Annotated in this window: 21 protein-coding genes; 18 read left to right on the forward strand and 3 right to left on the reverse strand. The window is 39.0% G+C overall.

Annotated elements, in window-relative coordinates:
- Positions 1-2 precede the first annotated feature (2 nt).
- From spoVAD to lysA, 5 genes are all read left to right on the forward strand, one after another.
- Entirely contained in the window at positions 3-1,019 is a 1,017-nt protein-coding gene (spoVAD, locus tag ACFX4E_RS02575) for a stage V sporulation protein AD (RefSeq protein WP_098249273.1), read from the forward strand.
- Between the two features lie 3 nt (positions 1,020-1,022).
- A complete protein-coding gene (spoVAE, locus tag ACFX4E_RS02580; protein WP_028410706.1) occupies positions 1,023-1,373 on the forward strand; it encodes a stage V sporulation protein AE in 351 nt (116 codons plus the stop codon).
- Positions 1,374-1,379: 6 nt separating this feature from the next.
- Positions 1,380-1,946: a stage V sporulation protein SpoVABEA gene (gene spoVAEA, locus ACFX4E_RS02585; protein WP_028410707.1), complete on the forward strand. Its 567-nt coding sequence runs from the start codon at positions 1,380-1,382 to the stop codon at positions 1,944-1,946.
- Positions 1,939-3,420: a spore germination protein gene (locus ACFX4E_RS02590; RefSeq protein WP_028410708.1), complete on the forward strand. Its 1,482-nt coding sequence runs from the start codon at positions 1,939-1,941 to the stop codon at positions 3,418-3,420. Before spoVAEA ends, ACFX4E_RS02590 begins: the two co-directional genes overlap by 8 nt.
- Positions 3,421-3,558: 138 nt before the next feature.
- Positions 3,559-4,878 carry a diaminopimelate decarboxylase gene (gene lysA, locus ACFX4E_RS02595; RefSeq protein WP_028410709.1) on the forward strand — a complete coding sequence of 440 codons (1,320 nt, stop codon included), beginning with the start codon at positions 3,559-3,561 and terminating at the stop codon, positions 4,876-4,878.
- Positions 4,879-4,928: 50 nt separating this feature from the next.
- Here lysA and ACFX4E_RS02600 read toward each other — a convergent pair whose 3' ends face one another.
- A complete protein-coding gene (locus tag ACFX4E_RS02600) occupies positions 4,929-5,804 on the reverse strand; it encodes a DUF1002 domain-containing protein (RefSeq protein ID WP_013059065.1) in 876 nt (291 codons plus the stop codon).
- Between the two features lie 387 nt (positions 5,805-6,191).
- Between ACFX4E_RS02600 and ACFX4E_RS02605 the strand changes: the two genes are divergently transcribed.
- On the forward strand, positions 6,192-6,626 hold the full coding sequence (locus tag ACFX4E_RS02605; protein WP_013059064.1) for a peptidylprolyl isomerase: 435 nt from the start codon (positions 6,192-6,194) through the stop codon (positions 6,624-6,626).
- A gap of 244 nt (positions 6,627-6,870) precedes the next feature.
- Positions 6,871-7,224, forward strand: a complete 354-nt coding sequence (locus ACFX4E_RS02610; RefSeq protein ID WP_013059063.1) for a GNAT family N-acetyltransferase — start codon at positions 6,871-6,873, stop codon at positions 7,222-7,224.
- A 74-nt stretch (positions 7,225-7,298) separates the two neighbouring features.
- Here ACFX4E_RS02610 and ACFX4E_RS02615 read toward each other — a convergent pair whose 3' ends face one another.
- Both ACFX4E_RS02615 and ACFX4E_RS02620 read right to left on the reverse strand, forming a co-directional pair.
- Positions 7,299-7,820, reverse strand: coding sequence for a DUF309 domain-containing protein (locus tag ACFX4E_RS02615; protein ID WP_028410710.1), 522 nt, complete (start codon positions 7,818-7,820; stop codon positions 7,299-7,301).
- 132 nt (positions 7,821-7,952) lie between these two features.
- Complete coding sequence (locus tag ACFX4E_RS02620) at positions 7,953-8,051, reverse strand: YjcZ family sporulation protein (protein WP_170836726.1); 99 nt, start codon at positions 8,049-8,051, stop codon at positions 7,953-7,955.
- A gap of 198 nt (positions 8,052-8,249) precedes the next feature.
- Between ACFX4E_RS02620 and ACFX4E_RS02625 the strand changes: the two genes are divergently transcribed.
- From ACFX4E_RS02625 to ACFX4E_RS02675, 11 genes are all read left to right on the forward strand, one after another.
- Positions 8,250-9,005, forward strand: a complete 756-nt coding sequence (locus ACFX4E_RS02625; protein WP_013059060.1) for a segregation/condensation protein A — start codon at positions 8,250-8,252, stop codon at positions 9,003-9,005.
- The gene (gene scpB, locus ACFX4E_RS02630; protein ID WP_013059059.1) at positions 9,002-9,574 is read left to right on the forward strand and encodes an SMC-Scp complex subunit ScpB; all 573 of its coding nucleotides are present in this window, start codon (positions 9,002-9,004) and stop codon (positions 9,572-9,574) included. Before ACFX4E_RS02625 ends, scpB begins: the two co-directional genes overlap by 4 nt.
- Before the next feature lie 118 nt (positions 9,575-9,692).
- Positions 9,693-10,841: a D-alanyl-D-alanine carboxypeptidase family protein gene (locus ACFX4E_RS02635; protein WP_377237911.1), complete on the forward strand. Its 1,149-nt coding sequence runs from the start codon at positions 9,693-9,695 to the stop codon at positions 10,839-10,841.
- Positions 10,834-11,433: a nucleoside recognition domain-containing protein gene (locus ACFX4E_RS02640; RefSeq protein ID WP_043976337.1), complete on the forward strand. Its 600-nt coding sequence runs from the start codon at positions 10,834-10,836 to the stop codon at positions 11,431-11,433. The genes ACFX4E_RS02635 and ACFX4E_RS02640 overlap by 8 nt, the downstream gene beginning before the upstream one ends.
- Positions 11,430-11,963 (forward strand): spore maturation protein, encoded by a 534-nt coding sequence (locus ACFX4E_RS02645; protein ID WP_013084923.1) that lies wholly within the window; start codon positions 11,430-11,432, stop codon positions 11,961-11,963. The genes ACFX4E_RS02640 and ACFX4E_RS02645 overlap by 4 nt, the downstream gene beginning before the upstream one ends.
- Positions 11,964-12,049: 86 nt before the next feature.
- On the forward strand, positions 12,050-12,775 hold the full coding sequence (locus ACFX4E_RS02650; RefSeq protein ID WP_013059055.1) for a pseudouridine synthase: 726 nt from the start codon (positions 12,050-12,052) through the stop codon (positions 12,773-12,775).
- 199 nt (positions 12,776-12,974) lie between these two features.
- Positions 12,975-13,496 carry a thiol-disulfide oxidoreductase ResA gene (gene resA / locus ACFX4E_RS02655; protein ID WP_377258765.1) on the forward strand — a complete coding sequence of 174 codons (522 nt, stop codon included), beginning with the start codon at positions 12,975-12,977 and terminating at the stop codon, positions 13,494-13,496.
- A 12-nt stretch (positions 13,497-13,508) separates the two neighbouring features.
- Entirely contained in the window at positions 13,509-15,131 is a 1,623-nt protein-coding gene (resB, locus tag ACFX4E_RS02660) for a cytochrome c biogenesis protein ResB (protein WP_272766940.1), read from the forward strand.
- 11 nt (positions 15,132-15,142) lie between these two features.
- On the forward strand, positions 15,143-16,321 hold the full coding sequence (gene ccsB, locus ACFX4E_RS02665) for a c-type cytochrome biogenesis protein CcsB (RefSeq protein WP_028410714.1): 1,179 nt from the start codon (positions 15,143-15,145) through the stop codon (positions 16,319-16,321).
- Between the two features lie 349 nt (positions 16,322-16,670).
- Positions 16,671-17,387 (forward strand): response regulator transcription factor, encoded by a 717-nt coding sequence (locus tag ACFX4E_RS02670; RefSeq protein ID WP_013059051.1) that lies wholly within the window; start codon positions 16,671-16,673, stop codon positions 17,385-17,387.
- Positions 17,387-19,159 carry an ATP-binding protein gene (locus ACFX4E_RS02675; protein ID WP_028410715.1) on the forward strand — a complete coding sequence of 591 codons (1,773 nt, stop codon included), beginning with the start codon at positions 17,387-17,389 and terminating at the stop codon, positions 19,157-19,159. Before ACFX4E_RS02670 ends, ACFX4E_RS02675 begins: the two co-directional genes overlap by 1 nt.
- Positions 19,160-19,212 lie beyond the last annotated feature (53 nt).

Consider the following 19,212-nt stretch of genomic DNA (forward strand, 5'->3'; position numbering starts at 1 on the left):
TTATGAGAAAAACTGGGAAGCAAACGTGGGTTTATGAAAATCCTATTTATATTAACGCTACGGGAACAGCTGTAGGACCAAAAGAAGCAGATGGACCGTTAGGAGAAACATTTGATATTACACATAAAGATTTGCACTGTGAAGAAGACAACTGGGAGTTGGCTGAAAGAAGGCTAATGACGGAGTCCATTGATTCCTGCTTGCAAAAAATAAATTTATCCTATGAAGACGTTGATTTGTTTTTGGCTGGAGATTTATTAAATCAAAACGTAACGGCTAATTTTGTAGCCCGGCATAACCAAATTCCATTTCTATGCATGTTTGGCGCTTGCTCCACATCGATGGAAACACTTGCAACAGGAGCAGCTCTTGTAGATGCAGGGTTTGCTAATCGTGTTATTGCATCAGCGAGCAGTCATAACGCAACGGCTGAGCGCCAATTTCGAAATCCTACCGAGTACGGAGGACAAAAACCAGATACAGCAACGGCAACCATTACGGGAGCAGGGGCAGCGCTGGTCTCGAAAGAAAAAGGTATTGTGCGTCTGACGTCTGCAACGATTGGTCGGGTAATGGATTACGGGATTAAAAATGCAAACGACATGGGTTCTGCTATGGCACCAGCTGCTGCAGATACCATTCAAAGACATTTGGAAGACTTAAACGTTGCTCCAAGCGAGTATGATCTTATTTTAACAGGAGATTTATCTGGTGTAGGAAGTCCAATCTTAAAACAGCTGCTCAAGGATGAAGGCTACGATATATCAACCAATCATAATGATTGCGGATTAATGGTATACCGCCCTGATCAAAATGTATTTGCAGGAGGAAGCGGCTGCGGCTGCTCGGCCATTGTCACGTATGGGCATATTTTAAATGAATTAAAATCAGGAAACTTAAAAAAAGTGTTTATGGTAGCAACAGGAGCTCTTTTAAGTCCAACGATGATTCAGCAAAAAGAGTCAATTCCAACAATTGCTCATGGCGTCGTCTTAGAACATATTGGGGAGGGGGGATGATCAATGGAGTATGTAATAGCTTTTGCTGTAGGAGGAATCATTTGCGTTATTGGGCAGCTGCTGCTAGATCTTGCTAAGCTTACTCCAGCACATGTTATGAGTTCATTTGTAGTTGCAGGAGCGATTTTAGATGGATTTGGTCTTTATGATAAGTTAATTGAATTTGCTGGCGCCGGAGCGACGGTTCCAATTACAAGCTTTGGTCATTCTTTGCTGCACGGAGCGATGAAGCAAGCGGATGACCATGGACTTATTGGAATTGGGATTGGGATTTTTGAACTTACCTCCGCTGGAATTTCAGCAGCTATTTTATTTGCTTTTATTATCGCGTTAATCTTTAAACCGAAAGGATAAAAGATTATGAAAAAAAGAAGGGTCATTATTGTAACCGATGGGGACGAATATGCACGCAAAGCAATTGAGCATGTAGCTAAATCGGTTGGTGGCAGATGCATTTCGAGGTCATATGGAAACCCTACTACGTTAACAGGCAGTCAAACGGTAGAGTTAATTCTTCAAGCACCATATGATCCCGTCTTTGTGATGTTTGACGATAGCGGTTTCTTAGAGGAAGGGCCTGGGGAAGTTGCTTTGCTTCATGTAGCAAAGCATCCTCAAGTAGAAGTTCTTGGAGTGATTGCCGTTGCATCACGTACTCATCAAAGCGAATGGACAAGAGTGGATGTGACCATTGATCGTTTTGGGGAAATATCGCATTACGGAGTGGATAAAAGCGGAATTCAAGAGTTAGAAGTCGGACGAATTAATGGAGATACAGTTTACTGCTTGGATCAGCTTGATATTCCCTTAGTTGTAGGAATAGGGGATATCGGCAAAATGGCTAGGATGGATGATGTTAAACTGGGATGTCCTATTACAGAAAAAGCAGCAAGACTTATTTTAGAAAGGAGTGGTTCGTTTGGATAAGCTAGCAGAGCAGAAAACAGCTATTTTTTCGAAAGTACAAAAAAACGATCAGTGGTTCAAAGAAAATGCTAGTATGAACACAAGTTTTGATGTGGGCGTGCGTAAACTGCTTATTTTGGATCGAGAAGTTCACGTTTACTATGTAACAGGACTGTGCGATAGTTCATTTATTATTGAAATTACAAAAGTGCTCGTTCAAATTAATGATAATGAAGTTGAACGAGCAAAGCTGAAGGATATTGTTGAAAACCGTCTTATTCATCAGCAAGTCAAGCCTCTAAAGACGCTGGATGATGGAATGGTGTCGGTTTTATCAGGACTGCTATTCGTTTTAATTGACGGTGAAGAAGTTGGCTTTGAAGTCGATGTGCGTACATATCCTGGCAGATCCCCTGAAGAAGCCGATACAGAGAAAGTAATTCGCGGAGCAAGAGATGGATACACTGAAAACATCATTATCAATACAGCGTTAACAAGAAGACGAATTCGTGACGGAAGATTTCGTTTTGAAATTATGAAGGTAGGCGAACGATCAAAACTGGACGTAGCGATTGGGTACATAAATGGCGTAGCTGATCCAGGGCTGGTTAAACTGATAAAAGATGAACTTGAAGCAATTGATATAGATGGTTTGCCGATGGCTGACAAATCAATTGAAGAGTTTTTAGTCAAACAAGGAATTAATCCTTTTCCAATGGTACGCTATACAGAACGTCCGGACACAGCAGCAGCTCATGTACTAGAAGGGCATGTAATCATTATTACCGATACGTCTCCAAGCGTTATTATTACGCCAACTACGCTGTTTCATCACGTACAGCATGCAGAAGAATACAGGCAGTCTCCTTCTGTAGGAACGTTTATTCGCTGGATACGTTTTTTAGGAATTCTAGCTTCTCTTTTCTTATTACCGCTATGGCTATTATTTGTACTTGAGCCAGACTTGCTGCCGTCAAAACTGCAGTTTATTGGACCAAACGAAGCAACAAACATTCCAACTGTTGTTCAAATTTTCTTAGCTGATTTTGGGATTGAATTTCTGAGGATGGCGGCGATTCATACGCCGACGCCGCTTGCCACGGCGATGGGCTTGATTGCCGCCGCGCTTATTGGGCAAATTGCTATTGATGTAGGTCTCTTTGTTCCGGAGGTTATTTTGTATGTGGCTATTGCAGCAATTGGTTCGTTTGCAACGCCAAGCTATGAGTTAGCAGTAGCAAATAAAATGCTGCGATTGTTTCTGTTAATTTTTGTGGCGGCCTTTCATACTCCAGGGTTTCTTATTGCAACAACGTGTATCATTCTCTATATGGCGCGATTAAAATCGTTGAATACGCCTTATTTGTGGCCGTTTCTTCCATTCAACCCGCAGGCTTTATGGCAGATTATCATTCGCACACCGGTTCCTGGAGCAAATCCGCGTCCTAGTATTGTACATCCGCAGGACAAAGACCGCCAGCCTGCAAAACCTTAAACAAAATATGTGGTTGAAACCTGTATGAAGATGTGATAGATTTGTTTTAAATATGGAAAATAATAAATATTTAGACAGTTAGCAGCGAATTGCCGTTAACTGTCTTTTTTACACTATACACAGGAACGGGGTCTAAACATGTTTTTACACGGAACAAGTCGCATAAATAAGCAGGGTCATCTTGAAATTGGTGGAGTTGATACGGTTGAATTAGCATCAAATTTTGGGACACCCCTTTACGTATATGACGTGGCTTTAATTCGGCAGCGTGCTAGAGGATTTAAAGAAACATTTGAAAAGCATGGGGTAAAAGCACAGGTCGCTTATGCAAGCAAAGCTTTTTCTACAATTGCCATGGTCCAAGTCGTTCATGAAGAAGGTCTTTCGTTAGACGTTGTTTCGGGAGGAGAACTGTACACGGCTTTAGCAGCTGACTTTCCGAAAGAACGGATTCATTTTCATGGAAACAATAAAAGCCGAGCAGAACTAGAAATGGCTATCAAAGAAGATGTAGGATGTATTGTAGTTGACAATTTTTATGAGATTTCATTACTTCAGGAAATAACGGAACAGTATCAAAAAAAGATGCCTGTTCTTCTCAGATTAACACCCGGAATTGAAGCTCATACACATGATTATATCTTGACAGGGCAGGAAGACTCGAAGTTTGGGTTTGATCTCCAAAACGGTCAAGCAGACGAAGCTGTGCGTCTTGTACAAAATAGCAAGGGGCTAGAACTTTTAGGTATTCACTGTCATATAGGATCTCAAATTTTTGAAACAACCGGATTTATTATGGCGACTCAAAAGCTTTTTGCAAAAATGAAAGAGTGGAAACAACGTATAGAATTTGTTCCGCAAGTATTAAATTTAGGCGGGGGCTTTGGTATTCGTTATACGGAAGAAGATCAGCCTATTCCTGTTTCGCAGTATGTGGAAGTTATTATAGAAGAGGTCAAAAAGCAGTCTAAACAGTTAGAGGTAGAAATTCCTGAAATTTGGATTGAACCCGGCCGCTCTCTTGTAGGAGATGCTGGAACGACCCTGTATTCAATTGGTTCTCGTAAACATGTGCCTAATGTACGTGAATATGTAGCGATTGATGGAGGAATGAACGACAATATCCGTCCGGCGCTGTATCAAGCGAAATATGAAGCGGTCATTGCCAATCGAATGAATGATGAGAGTGATGAGCTTGTATCTATTGCGGGTAAGTGCTGCGAATCGGGGGATATGCTGATGTGGGATGTACATCTTCCAAAAGCAAACCCAGATGATTTATTAGCGATGTTTTGTACAGGCGCATACGGTTATTCTATGGCAAGTCACTATAACCGTTTGCCAAAGCCAGCTGTCGTGTTCGTAGAAGATGGAGAAGCACAGCTAGTCGTAAAACGCGAAACGTATGAAGACATTGTAAAAAATGACGTGAAATACAAAGTGACGGTAAAAAAGTAACGAGTGATTAACGTAAAAAAAAGAGCCTCTTGTTCAAGAGGCTCTTTTTTTTATGAGAATAACGATTTAATAGCATTAATAATATCAACAAAGAATTGCTTTAATTTATCAAGAAATGATTGGCCTTCTTCTGACTGAAGAAATGTTGTTACTTTTTCCTTTGTCGCGGAAAGTTGGTCTTTTACTTGATTCCAATCGATGTTCATATCTTTTAAACGATTGAAAAAATCAACAAGTGTATTAAGCTCTGAATCTGTTAATTTAATACCTAAATCATCAGCCACTCGCTGAATTAACGTGCGTAAATCATCCTTTGTTTGAGGATTTTCTTTGGCAATTTCTTCTTTAATCGTTGCCATAAACTGCGCTGCTTTTTCTTTACCGATTTTTTCACCAAGCTCAGATGTCTGGACCATCTCTTCATTGGCTGCTTTTTTTACTTCTTCTGGGATTTTTTGATCTGTTTGAACTTCATATGCTTTCATAATACCTGTTAAAGCAGCTGTACCAGATACTTCAAATGGAGCGGTAATCTGGATTTTTGCATCTTTAACGCCGGCGGTCATCAAAGCATTAATATACATGTCGTCTGTAATACCATTAATATTTTGAGTTGATACGCTTAAACCTGAATCTTTTGAACCAAGGGTAATACTAGAAGATGAAATAGCACGAGATCCAATAGTAGCCTTTGGAATAAAGTCACCTAAATATTCATGCTCTTCTTGGTTTGTCACGGTTACTGTTTGAGCATTGCTTGGTGCATCGAGGTCATTTAATACCTGTTGCTTCTGAGAGCTGGTTAAGTCCTGACCTAATGTAATAATAACATCGCCCGGCGCAGCATCTGCAAAACTTTTTAAGGGTGCGGTTAGGAATAGAAGAAGACCTAATGTCACCATCATTGCTTTTATCGTTAATTTCAAACCTTTTTCCTCCTTTAATCCCATACTTGCCCTATTATAATACGGGCAGGTCTGAAGTAACAGAGTCAATTCATCATTTTCCCATAAATCAGTCTAGAGGCGTAGATTTCTATATGAAATGAAATCTATGTATCTCTATCACTGTATTAGACGGATGATACTATAAAAAGTTTCATCTCACAACTACTATTTTTATTTAGAGCCCTACGAGAAGAAAGTGAAGAAGTGCATTCATTGAATTCATGAGCTTGTTTGTAGTAGAATAGAGTGAGTTTATAAATGTAAGTGTTCTACTCTAGGTGGCACTTACAACTTTTACGTTTTGCCGCTTTGATAGGGAAAACAGAGCCTATAGCGGTACTAATACATATATTGGAGGTCATTTATATGAAAAAAGCAAGTATTCTAATGGAAAATGGCGAAAAAATTCTAATCGATTTATTTCCGAACGAAGCACCAGGAACAGTAGAAAACTTTGAAAAGTTAGCTAATGAAGGATTCTACAACGGCGTAACGTTCCACCGCGTTATCCCTGGATTTGTTTCTCAAGGAGGAGACCCAACTGGTACAGGTGCTGGCGGCCCTGGCTACTCAATTAAATGTGAAACAGAAGGAAACCCTCACAAACATGAAGCGGGTTCTCTATCAATGGCACATGCTGGTAAAGACACAGGCGGCAGTCAGTTCTTTCTTGTTCATGAGCCACAGCCTCATTTGAACGGTGTTCACACTGTATTTGGGAAAGTAACAGAAGGACTTGATACAGTGTTAAAAATGAAAAATGGCGACGTAATGAAAGAAGTAAAAGTCTGGGAAGAATAAGAGCATATTGCTATAAATGGATATTAGCTGATAAAACGTCATAACAACCTTTTACAGGGGGTTACGGCGTTTTTTCTTCGCGCAACAGCTCAAAAAGCGTAATAGATTAGGTTTCTCATACACGCATGACATAGGACAAGCTTTTGTGTAATATTGCTATTTACTTATAAATTTTGTATGATAAAAGCAGTAAAAAACGCAGCGCATTAATTTGTAGGAAAGTTTGAGGACGAGGGAGAATCGTATGCTTATTCGCTATAAACGAAACTATGAAAAAATTGCCATGGGTCTTCTATCGTTTGTACCTACGGAAAAAGATTTAAAAAAACTTCAACAAACGATGAAAGAATATGAGCAAAACGAACATTGGCAGCTGTATCTTTGGAAGCAAGAAGAAGATATTATTGGGATTGTTGGCATTTCCATGCTCGATAAAAGTTTGATTGAGGTTCAACACGTCAGTGTAAACCCTTCACACCGCCAACAGGGTATTGGCAAAAAAATGATTAAAGCTCTTAAAGAAATGTATACGACTGCACAAATTAAGCCGAGTGAAATCATCGCTCCGTTTTATGAAAAGTGTCAGGCGGATGAATAAAAAAAGCATGATTAGGTGAGGTGTGAAAGCTTCTTTCACATCTTAGTCATCATAAAACAACAGGTAGCTTCTAGCTACCTGTTGTTTTGTTTTGCCAATAAGTTCGCTTGTCTTTCCGCAATCACATCTGACCGATCTCGCGTGCTGTGACGATGAACAATCGCATCATTTTGCAGATTAGAAGCTGATAACCAGACAAGCTGTTTATCAGTGCTTCTTTGTTTGCAAGCCCGTAATAATGCTGGATCTTCAATGGGCAAGTTAATACTTTTATATGGCTGATAGGTATCGGTTAAAGCTAATTGTTTGCGAAGAAGTTTAAGCAGTGAAGGATAATTAAGTCCAAGCTGTGCAATATTTTCTTCTTCCTTCGTTAAAATTGCCAGCGCCTTTTGCATCGTTCTTTTGGCTCCAGCGAAATTTTGGCGTCGATGATGATAGAGTGAAACAGCAATTTGAATAAGGCCAACCCAAATAATATTGCGGCGTCCTCTTTCGTCTTTTTTCCAGTGTTCTTCTAGCAGTTCATGACATTCAAAGTAATCCCGGTCGCCATGAAAATGAACTAAATAATCAATATAGGCTTGTGAATACAATCTTGTTCCCTCCTGGTAAGACTCTATATGTAGTGTATCACAAAAATTAGCTATTCATCAGCGCGGTGCCTTTAAAGAGACAAACGTGCTCAAGGTATGGCGAACACGTTTGTTTTTATTCAATATGTGTGGTTAGAAGCGTAAGCAAGAACAACCAACAATAATTAATAAAATAAACAGTACAACAATTAAAGCGAAACCGCTACCGTATCCACAAGATTTTTCACCCATGCGAGTTCCTCCTTCAGCCATTTCAAAATCTTATTACCTTGACATCATATGTATGTTTAAACTTTTTGTATGGGCAAATGACCTATTTTTACGTTAATTTGTATTGGACATGTGTCTATAATCCTCTATACTAATGATAGTAACGTTATATAAAGCAGCAGAAATGATAAGCAATTGAAAAGTGTTGGTGAGATAAAAGTGGAGTATAGTGTAAAAGTAGATGCGTTTGAAGGACCTTTAGATCTTCTTCTGCATTTGATTAACCGATTTGAAATTGATATTTACGATATCCCAGTAGCGACAATTACTGAGCAATATATGATGTTTATACATACAATGAATGAGCTTCAGCTAGACGTTGCCAGTGAATATCTAGTCATGGCAGCAACTTTGCTTCAAATTAAAAGTAAAATGCTTCTGCCTACGTATGAAGAAGATATGGATGAAATTGAAATGGTCGATGAAGAAGATCCGCGTGAAGAATTGATGCAGCGCTTAATTGAATATCGAAAGTTTAAAGAAGCGGCTGTAGAGCTTCAAAAGCTGGAAGAAGACCAAAGTCATGTGTATACAAAACCTCCAAGTAATGTGCAAATAAATGCAGAAGAACGTACGCAGCCTCAGGATGAAGGATTGGATATATCACTGTATGATATGCTAAGTGCTTTTCAAAAGTTGATGAAACGAAAGCAAAATAAAAAGCCTATGCAGACAAAAATAGCAAGGCAAGACATTCCAATTGATAAGCGCATGAGTGAAATTGTGAATGAATTAAAAGCCTTTAAAGGGAAAAAAAGTTTTTATCAGCTGTTTCCTTATCAAGAGCGTGATCATATTGTTGTAACGTTTTTAGCTGTGCTGGAATTAATGAAAGAAAATGAAATCGTTGTGGAACAGCAGCACAATCTAGACGAGCTTTATGTATCGTATCGAGAAAGGAATGAAGAGGAATGACAACGAATAATCTACAGGCTATTATTGAGAGCTTACTTTTTGTTTCTGGTGATGAAGGTCTATCCATTAGCCGGTTAGCTGAGATTATAGAAAAGCCTCATGAAGACATTCAAGGTGCTCTGGAGAGCTTAGAGCAAGAGTGTAAGTTCAGAGGAGTTACACTTGTTGAAATAGGAGGGGCCTATCAGCTTGTTACAAAAAAAGAGTATGCACCATATATTGAGAAGCTCGTAGAAGCTCCCGCTAATCAATCGTTATCACAAGCAGCGCTTGAAACGTTAGCAATTGTAGCGTATAAGCAGCCAATTACAAGAGCTGAAATCGAAGAGATTCGCGGAGTGAAAACGGAAAGACCTCTTCAAACTTTAATTGGAAAGGTTTTATTAAAAGAAGTGGGACGAGCGGAAGGCGCAGGTCGGGCCATCTTATACGGAACGACAAAAGAATTTTTAGGCTATTTTGGTCTTAAAAGTATCGAAGAGCTGCCGCCGCTTCCAGAAGATTTATTACAAGAAGGAACCGATCAAGAAGCAGATTTGTTTTTCCAATCGTTTCAAGAAATGAAGTGAAAATGTAAAAGAACATAGAGTTTTTTCTATGTTCTTTTTTGTATGGACAAATCTTTTCATTCATAACCAAAAAAGACGAGCATAAACTTGTACAAACAGGTAGAGGGACGGGGATGACATGAAAAGAAGCAAAAAAAGTATCATCTATCTATTTATTGTATTGCTATGTCTCAGCGGTTGGCCTTCCACATCATCTGCAGCGGGGAGCGTAAGTGCTCATAGTGCTATTTTGATGGAACAGAAATCAGGGAGAGTATTATATGCTAAAAATGCAGATCAAGTTAGCCGAATTGCTAGCATTACAAAAATTATGACAGCAATACTGGCGATTGAATCTGGCAAAATAAATAAAACAGTTACCGTTAGCCACAGCGCAGTTGGTGTTGAAGGTTCTTCTGTGTATTTAGTTGAAGGTGAAAAAATAAAATTAAAAGATTTAGTATATGGCCTGATGCTTCGTTCAGGTAATGATGCTGCTGTAGCTATCGCAGAAGCCGTTGGAGGAAGCGAAGATGGATTTGTTTATTTGATGAATAAAAAAGCAGAAGAAATTGGCATGACAAATACAACATTTCAAAATCCGCATGGGTTAGACGATCATGAAAATCATCGCTCAACCGCGCACGATATGGCTCTGCTCATGCGCTATGCAATGAATAATAAAATTTTCAAAGAGATTTCAGGAACAAAAGTCTATCGAATGAAGCATCCTGAAGAGAAATGGGATCGAGTGTGGAAAAACAAAAATAAACTGCTGACAACACTATATGCATACTGTACTGGCGGAAAAACAGGGTATACAAAATTAGCAAAACGAACGCTTGTGACAACTGCTACAAAAGATGGAATGGATTTAATCGCCGTAACGATCAATGCCCCAGATGATTGGAACGATCACATTTCCATGTATGAAAATGCATTTGATAAATATGATATGACCAGTTTAGCTGCAAAAGGCGAGTTGGCAGATATAAAGGATTCTTTTTATAAAGATCAGCTGTATGTTAAACGAAATGTCGTCTATCCGCTCACAAAGAAAGAGCAAAGCTCTGTAGAAGTAAAAACAACGTTAATTCAGCCTAAAAAGCAGTGGAAAGAAACAGGGGAAGTTCCAAATGTGGTAGGAAAGCTCGATATTTATAGAAGTGGAGAGACGATTGACAGTGTTCCAATTTATTTCGAAAAGCAGTCCGAGCAGCAAAAAGGTTTTTTTGATAAAGTGAAGCGATTAATGTTTATTCAGTCTGGAGCCAAAACAGATGGTTAATGTTATTTGGATGCTGCTGACCATTATCGGAATTGTTTTTGCGATTATAAATGGAAAAATTGGTGATGTAAACAAAGCAATTTTTCAAGGAGCAGGCGAAGCAGTGACCATCAGCATTGGGTTAATCAGCGTGCTGGTCTTTTGGTTAGGGATGATGAATATTGCTCAAAGTGCAGGGCTTCTCGACAAGTTAGCGAAACTGTTTCGACCCATCATTACAAGACTTTTCCCTGATGTTCCAAAAGATCATCCGGCCTTAGGGTACATATTGTCCAATATGATGGCCAATATGTTTGGGCTCGGGAATGCGGCAACTCCTCTTGGCATTAAAGCGATGGAGCAGCTTAAAAAGCTAAACGGCGATAGAGACGAAGCAAGCCGCTCTATGATCACACTTTTAGCACTTAACACAACCAGTTTAACACTTATACCAACCACGGTTATTGCCATTCGGATTACGTATAACTCGGCTAATCCTACTGAAATTGTCGGTACCACGCTTTTAGCAACTGTTGTAGCTACGATAGGAGCTATCATCATTGATCGCTTCTTTTATTATCGACGTACACGAAAAGGAGGAAAACGAAAATGACTATGCTTAATCAAGTATCATTGATGTTTATTCCTCTTATTGTAGGATGTATTTTACTTTATGGAACCTATAAAAAAATTCCTACGTATGAAAAGTTTGTAGAGGGAGGGAAAGACGGATTACAAATTGCTTTTTCCATCATTCCTTACTTAGTCGGCATGTTAGTGAGCATCTCTATTTTTCGAGCTTCAGGAGCGCTTGATTTTTTCTTATCTGTTTTAAAACCTATGCTGCAAGCAGTCGGCGTTCCGGCTGAAATTGTACCTTTAGCTCTTATCAAACCGATATCTGGAACGGCTGCTCTTGGTATCACGACGGATCTAATTTCTACATACGGACCTGATTCTTTTATCGGTCGTTTGGCATCGACCATGCAGGGAAGTACAGATACCACATTTTATATTTTAACGGTTTATTTCGGAGCGGTTGGCATTAAAAAAATGGGGGATGCGCTGAAGGTTGGTTTACTGGCAGATTTGGTAGGGATTATTGCCTCAGTTGTCATTGTAATCCTTGTGTTTGGTCGGTAAGAAATCGAAAATTCTACCTCTGAGTGGCAAATAGACTTGTGTATTACTTCGTAAACAAGTAAGATGTTACAAGAGGTGAAGTGTTAATGGAACGATTACAAAAAGTGATTGCTCACGCAGGTGTAGCATCAAGACGTAAAGCTGAAGAATTAATCGGCCAAGGCCGAGTGAAAGTAAATGGAAAAGTTGTAAGAGAATTGGGCACGAAAGTAGGTCCTAACGATAAAATTGAAGTAGACGAAGTGCCGGTAGAAAGCGAAGCGCCCGTTTATTTTATGTTATACAAACCAAGAGGCGTCATTTCAGCTGCTAACGACGACAAGGGAAGAAAAACAGTCGTTGACTTCTTTCCACATGTAGAAGAAAGAATTTATCCGATTGGACGTCTGGACTATGATACGTCGGGTTTACTTCTTTTAACAAACGACGGTGAATTTGCCAATCAGCTAATGCACCCTAAATTTGAAGTGGACAAAGTGTATGTGGCTAAAATTAAAGGAATTCCAAGTCGTGAAAAAATCAGACAGCTGCAGCGCGGTGTGATGCTTGAGGACGGAAAAACAGCACCAGCTCGTGCGAAAGTTCTTTCTATTGATAAAAGCAAGCAGACGGCAATTGTGGAATTGACGATTCACGAAGGGAAAAATCGTCAAGTACGTCGTATGTTCGATGCAATCGGACATTCTGTCTTAAAATTAAAACGTGAGCGCTACGGACCTTTAGATTTACGCGGATTAAATGCAGGAGAAGCTCGTGAGCTTACAGCGCATGAAGTCAAACAATTATATTCAATGTCTCAAACAGGTAAGTAATTTTCACTTACCTGTTTTTTTTTATGAAAAATGTCGTGAATTAGAAAAACAAGCAAGGTTTTTTGAAAAAATGTCGAACTTGTAGAATGAGAGGAAGACTTCACAGAAACGTCGAAATATTATCGGAAAGCCACTACCAAAAAAATGATATAATGGTAGAAAAAAAGCGTATTGAAAGCGGTTAAAAGGAGTTCGTGCCATGAAAAAAAAGCGCTTGATTATTCGAACAGTGATATTAGCAGTTTTACTGTGCGCGGTTGGATATACCCTTTATGCTCAATTTTTTGCTGATAAACAAAAGGTATCGGTAGGAGATGAGGCACCTGACTTTATATTAAGAGATGTTAATGGAGAAACTCATCAGCTATCAGATTACAAAGGCAAAGGAGTTTTTTTGAATTTTTGGGGAACGTGGTGCAAGCCCTGTAAACAAGAGATGCCGGCGATGGAAAAACAGTATGCAGCATATAAAAAGCAAGGCGTTGAAATTTTAGCTGTTAACGTTGCAGAAACGAATATAGCGGTAGAGCAGTTTGCTAAACACTACGGGCTATCGTTTCCAATTTTGATGGATAAAGATTCACAAGTTTTGGGTGCGTACGGGATAGATCCTCTTCCGACTACATTTTTAATTGATAAAAACGGAAAGATTGTAGACAGCTTTATTGGCGGGTTGAAAGAATCTAAAATAAAAGAATATATGGAAGAAATTAAACCATAGGGAGTGTTGACAATGAAACACGTGAAATGTGAGTGTGGACACGTTAACCCGCATGGTACGATTTTGTGTGAAGCCTGTGGTAAACCAATTGCAGAAGAAACAACTGAAAAATTAGTAGATATGCGTTATGAAGGAAGCGCAAGGCGATCGCAAACGTACAATAAAACAGTTATCGATAAAATATGGAATTTTTTCTCTTCTGTAAAAGTAGGTATTTGGATCATTATTGTGACGCTTGTTGCGTCTGCAGTCGGAACCATTTATCCTCAAGAAGCTTACATACCACCTAATGTGACAGCCGATGAGTATTATCAAAAGGAATATGGATGGACAGGAGAGCTTTATTATAAGTTAGGTTTTCATCATTTATATGAATCATGGTGGTACTTGCTTTTAATTGCTGCTTTAGGAATGTCGTTAGTCATTTGCAGTTTAGATCGAGTAGTGCCTTTGTACCGAGCTCTAAAAAAGCAGAGTGTAACAAAACATCCAAACTTCTTAAAAAGACAGCGTTTATACAGCATTTCATCATCGTGGACGGATCAAGATTATGAACATGTAAAAAGCATGCTCAAAAAAAGAAGATACTCTATTCGTGAAGAAAACGGCAATCTGCTGGCTGAAAAAGGACGCTTCTCAAGATGGGGTCCATACGTTAATCATATCGGTCTCATTATCTTTTTACTAGGTGCTATGCTTAGATTTGTACCAGGTATGTATATAGATGAAGTTCTTTGGATCCGTGAAGGTGAAACAAAAGTTATTCCTGGGACGAACGGAGAGTATTTTTTGAAAAACCATCGTTTTACTGTTGAAACGTATGATAAAGATAGCGAAAGCGCCGTGTTTCAAGAAGCAATCGATCGTGCAGGGAATAATAAAGTAGCCAAAAAATATGAAGCGGATGTTAGTTTGTATAAGCGCGAAGGAAAGCTTATACCGGGAGCAGATCCAAAGTTAAAGAAAATAAAAGATTCAGAGATTCGTGTGAATCAGCCGCTTAAGTTTGAAGGATATGCCATGTACCAAGTGGATTTTAAGTTAAATGAATTTAGCTCTATGTCTTTCCATTTAACAGATAAAAATGCAAATAGAAACGTTGGTTCACTTACAGTAGATTTACATAATCCAAAAGAAACATATGATTTAAAAAACGGATATAAAGTCAAGCTCATGAGCTACTTTCCAGACTTTTTCTTTGATGATGAAGGAAATCCAAATACAAAGACCAGAGTGCCTAACAATCCTGCTTTTGTATTTAAAATGATTACGCCTCAGCATAAAAAAGGGGAAGTTGCTTTTGTTGGAATTAGAGAGAACTTGGAGCCGCTAGGAAATAACGATTATAAAATGACCTTTGCTGGTGTGGAAACGAAAAATGTAACAGGGTTAACCGTTCGCAGAGACTATACGCTTTGGTTTTTAGGAATTGGCGGAGCCATCTTTATGATTGGTGTAATTCAAGGGATGTATTGGAATCATCGCCGCATGTGGATTCAAAAAGTCAATAATGAGATATGGTTGGCCGCACATACAAATAAAAACTGGTATGGGCTTAAAAAAGAACTAAATGGTTTATTAGAATCAACATCTCTTACACAGCTGAAGGACCAAAATGATAAAGAAACAAAATAGGAGGAAAAAGCATGGATTACGCGAGTATAAGTAGTAATTTACTGTATGTGGCGTTTATTGCTTATTTAGTTGCAACCTTTTTTTTCGGAGGAGCTATTCGAGATAAGCGAGCAGCTCAAAAGAAAACAAAGTGGGCAACGTTTGGAATTGCGGTTACCATCATCGGCTTTATTGCACAGATTGGCTACTTTATTACAAGGTGGATTGCATCAGGCCACGCTCCTGTTAGTAATTTATTTGAATTTACGACGTTTTTTGGCATGATGCTTGTTGGCGCATTTATTGTTATTTACTTTATTTATCGTCTTAGCATGCTTGGACTTTTTGCATTGCCGGTGGCTCTTTTAATCATTGCCTATGCAAGCATGTTTCCAACTGAAATTACGCCGCTGATACCGGCTCTCCAAACGAATTGGCTGCATATCCACGTTACAACCGCAGCTACCGGTGAAGCCGTGCTTTCCATTAGCTTTGTTGCAGGATTGATTTATTTAATCAAAACGATTGACCAATCCAAGCGAAATAAAAAAGCATTTTGGCTGGAATTCATCCTGTATACGCTTATTAGTACGCTTGGGTTTGTAGCGGTGACGCTGGCTTTTAATGCGGCTCACTACGAGTCATCATTTAATTGGGTTAATAAAAGTGGAGAACAAGAGCAAGTCGTATATCATATGGTTCCGCTAGTGGGACCGCATCAAAGTGAGTGGACAGATGGGAACGATATACAGCCACTTATTGATATGCCCGCTATTATCAATGCTAAAAAATTAAATACGGTTATTTGGTCGTTAGGCGGTGGCTTTGTATTATATTGGCTGATTCGTCTTATTTTACGGAAGCGAATTGGAGCCGCGCTGCAACCGCTTGTGAAGCAGGTAAACAGCGACTTGCTTGATGAAGTAAGCTACAGAGCAGTGGCGATTGGATTTCCTATTTTTACACTAGGAGCACTTATTTTTGCTATGATTTGGGCTCAGATGGCCTGGACGCGCTTTTGGGGGTGGGACCCTAAAGAGGTGTGGGCGCTGATCACCTTTTTATTTTACGCTGCTTTTCTTCATCTTCGGCTATCTAAAGGGTGGCACGGTGAAAAATCAGCTTGGCTGGCAGTTGGCGGGTTTGCCATCATTATGTTCAACTTAGTGGCTGTGAACCTAATTATTGCAGGTTTACATTCATATGCGTAACCTTTAATAATAGAATAGAGCCTGAAACGAAGATATTTTAGTTGAAGGAAGATCCGAACGAATGAGATTCTTGATGGAGAATCTCATTCGTTCGGATTTTTTCATTGAGATGGTGAACGCAAGGTTCGTGTATGTAGGTGCTTATAGCCTTGAAACAAGCGATCCCTACTAGCTTCTTTATTTTATTTATTCAGCTGTAGATTGCATGGATTTCGTTGCGTCTCAGCCTCTTTTTGGTAAAAAAAGCTGTTTTTCGTAAAGGTGTTCACGAATTGTCACATTGTTTGGGTATCATAAGTAGAACTCGCCGGTTTTTTTTTGTACACTAAGACTAGGAGGTTGAAAATACATGCAAAACGAACAAAGATTACTGCTAGTAGACGATGAAGATCGCATTAGACGATTGTTAAAAATGTACTTAGAAAAAGAAGGATACATCATTGAAGAAGCAGCCGATGGGCATGAAGCAATCGAAAAAGCGTTACACATAGATTATGATTTGATTGTATTAGATTTAATGATGCCCGGCATAGATGGTATTGAGGTTTGTAAACAAATTCGGGAGAAAAAAGCAACTCCTATTATCATGCTTACAGCTAAAGGGGAAGAAGTAAACAGAGTCCAAGGATTTGAAGTAGGTACAGATGATTATATCGTTAAGCCATTTAGCCCAAGAGAAGTGGTTCTTCGCGTAAAAGCACTGCTTCGACGTTCTTCTCAAGCAACGTTTATTCAGCCAGAAACGAGCGTGAAAAATCTTATTGTCTTTGATCACTTAACGATTGATAATGATGCACATCGCGTTACAGCAGACGGAAAAGAAGTTAACTTAACTCCAAAAGAATATGAATTATTATGCTACCTTGCAAAAACGCCAGATAAAGTATATGACAGAGAGCAGCTGCTGCGTGAAGTATGGCATTATGATTTCTTTGGAGATCTTCGTACGGTAGATACGCACGTCAAGCGTTTGCGTGAAAAGTTAAATCGTGTATCGTCACAAGCGGCGAAAATGATTGTAACCGTATGGGGAGTAGGGTATAAATTTGAGGTTGAAAATAACTGATGTTTTGGAGAAGTGTAGTTGGTAAACTATGGTTTACTATCCTATTGCTCGTCACGCTTGTTTTATTTATTTTGACTATTTTATTGCTTCAGTTTTTTGAAAATTATCATGTTGTAGATGCAGAAAACCGTTTAACTAAAACGGCTGCTAAAATCTCTACCATTGTGCAGGAAACGGACGATGAAAAACTAGGACTATCCATTGCTCGTGAACTTGCAGACCAAGCAAGTGTAGTTATTGTTCAAGACAAAGATTTTTATTGGCATTCCACACATCCTGATAAAGAAAATAAGAAAGCTATTTCGGCCATTGTTAAACAAAACGATCAGCTAAATCAAGTGGTTGAAAAAGGTAAAGTAATACGGGAAAAAATGTACATGACCACAAAGAAAGACACGAGTGATGAACCTTTAATGTTTGTTGTCGGTGTACCTTTAATGAAAGATAACAAACCGACAGGCGGCGTTTATTTGTATCAATCTCTTTCTGAAATTGAAGAACCCGCTCAATATACGACTAAGTTCATTTTATTGGCTGCAGGTATTGCTATTATTTTAACTACTATCTTTGCTTTTTTCTTATCCACTCGAATTACAGCGCCTCTTAGAAAAATGAGGCAGGCGGCATTTGAAGTAACAAAAGGCAACTTTGATACAAAAGTACCTATTTTAACTCACGATGAAATTGGAGAGTTAGCGATTGCTTTTAATCAAATGGGCAGGCAGTTAAAGTTTAACCTCAATGCGCTTAATCAGGAAAAAGAGCAGCTTTCAAGTATTTTAAGCAGTATGGCAGACGGTGTTATTACGTTTAGTAGAGACGGATCGATTTTAATTACCAATCCCCCAGCGGAGCATTTTCTTCAGACTTGGTATTACGAGCAGGATGTCAACAATCAGCAGGTGCCTGAGCTTCCAGCAAACGTTGTCCATTTGTTTCAAACGGTAGTAGAGACTGAAACGGAGCGAAGTGCAGAATTGAAAATTCAAGGGAAAACGTGGGTCATTTTAATGTCACCGCTCTATAATCAAACGAAAATTCGCGGTGCTGTAGCCGTACTACGGGATATGTCTGAAGAGCGTAAACTTGATAAATCGAGAAAAGATTTTATTGCAAACGTGTCTCATGAATTGCGTACACCTATTTCTATGCTTCAAGGTTATAGTGAAGCTATTATTGACGACATTGCAAGTACGGATGAAGAAAAGAAAGAAATTGCACAGGTGATTTATGATGAATCACTCCGTATGGGCCGGCTTGTAAATGAACTTTTAGATTTGGCGCGAATGGAAGCGGGACATGTGCAGCTTCACTTAGAATCTGTAGCAATGGTTGAATTTACAGAACGTGTTTTGCGTAAGTTTCAAGGGTTAGCTAAGGAAAAACATATTAAACTGTCTCTTAATGGAAAAATAGAAGATGAATTTGAAGCGATGATTGATTCAGACCGTATGGAACAAGTGCTGACAAACTTAATTGATAATGCTATTCGTCATACGGATGACTACGGAGAAGTAAAGCTGCATCTTGATAAAAGTCAATCCGAAATCCATCTTTCTGTTCAAGATACAGGAGCAGGCATTCCGAAAGAAGATCTTCCATTTGTATTTGAACGATTTTATAAAGCGGATAAAGCCAGAACGAGAGGGAAGTCAGGAACTGGTCTTGGGCTTGCAATCGCCAAAAATATCGTGGAGGCACATCAAGGGATCATTGCGGTTGAAAGTGAATTAAATGAAGGAACAACTTTCTTTATCAAATTGCCAAAGTAAAAACATGCTAAATAACAGTTTGTTCGGCTGAAATAATAAGAATAACAAAGAGA

Source organism: Priestia sp. YIM B13491, assembly GCF_042787605.1.
Lineage (GTDB): Bacteria > Bacillota > Bacilli > Bacillales > Bacillaceae_H > Priestia > Priestia megaterium_E.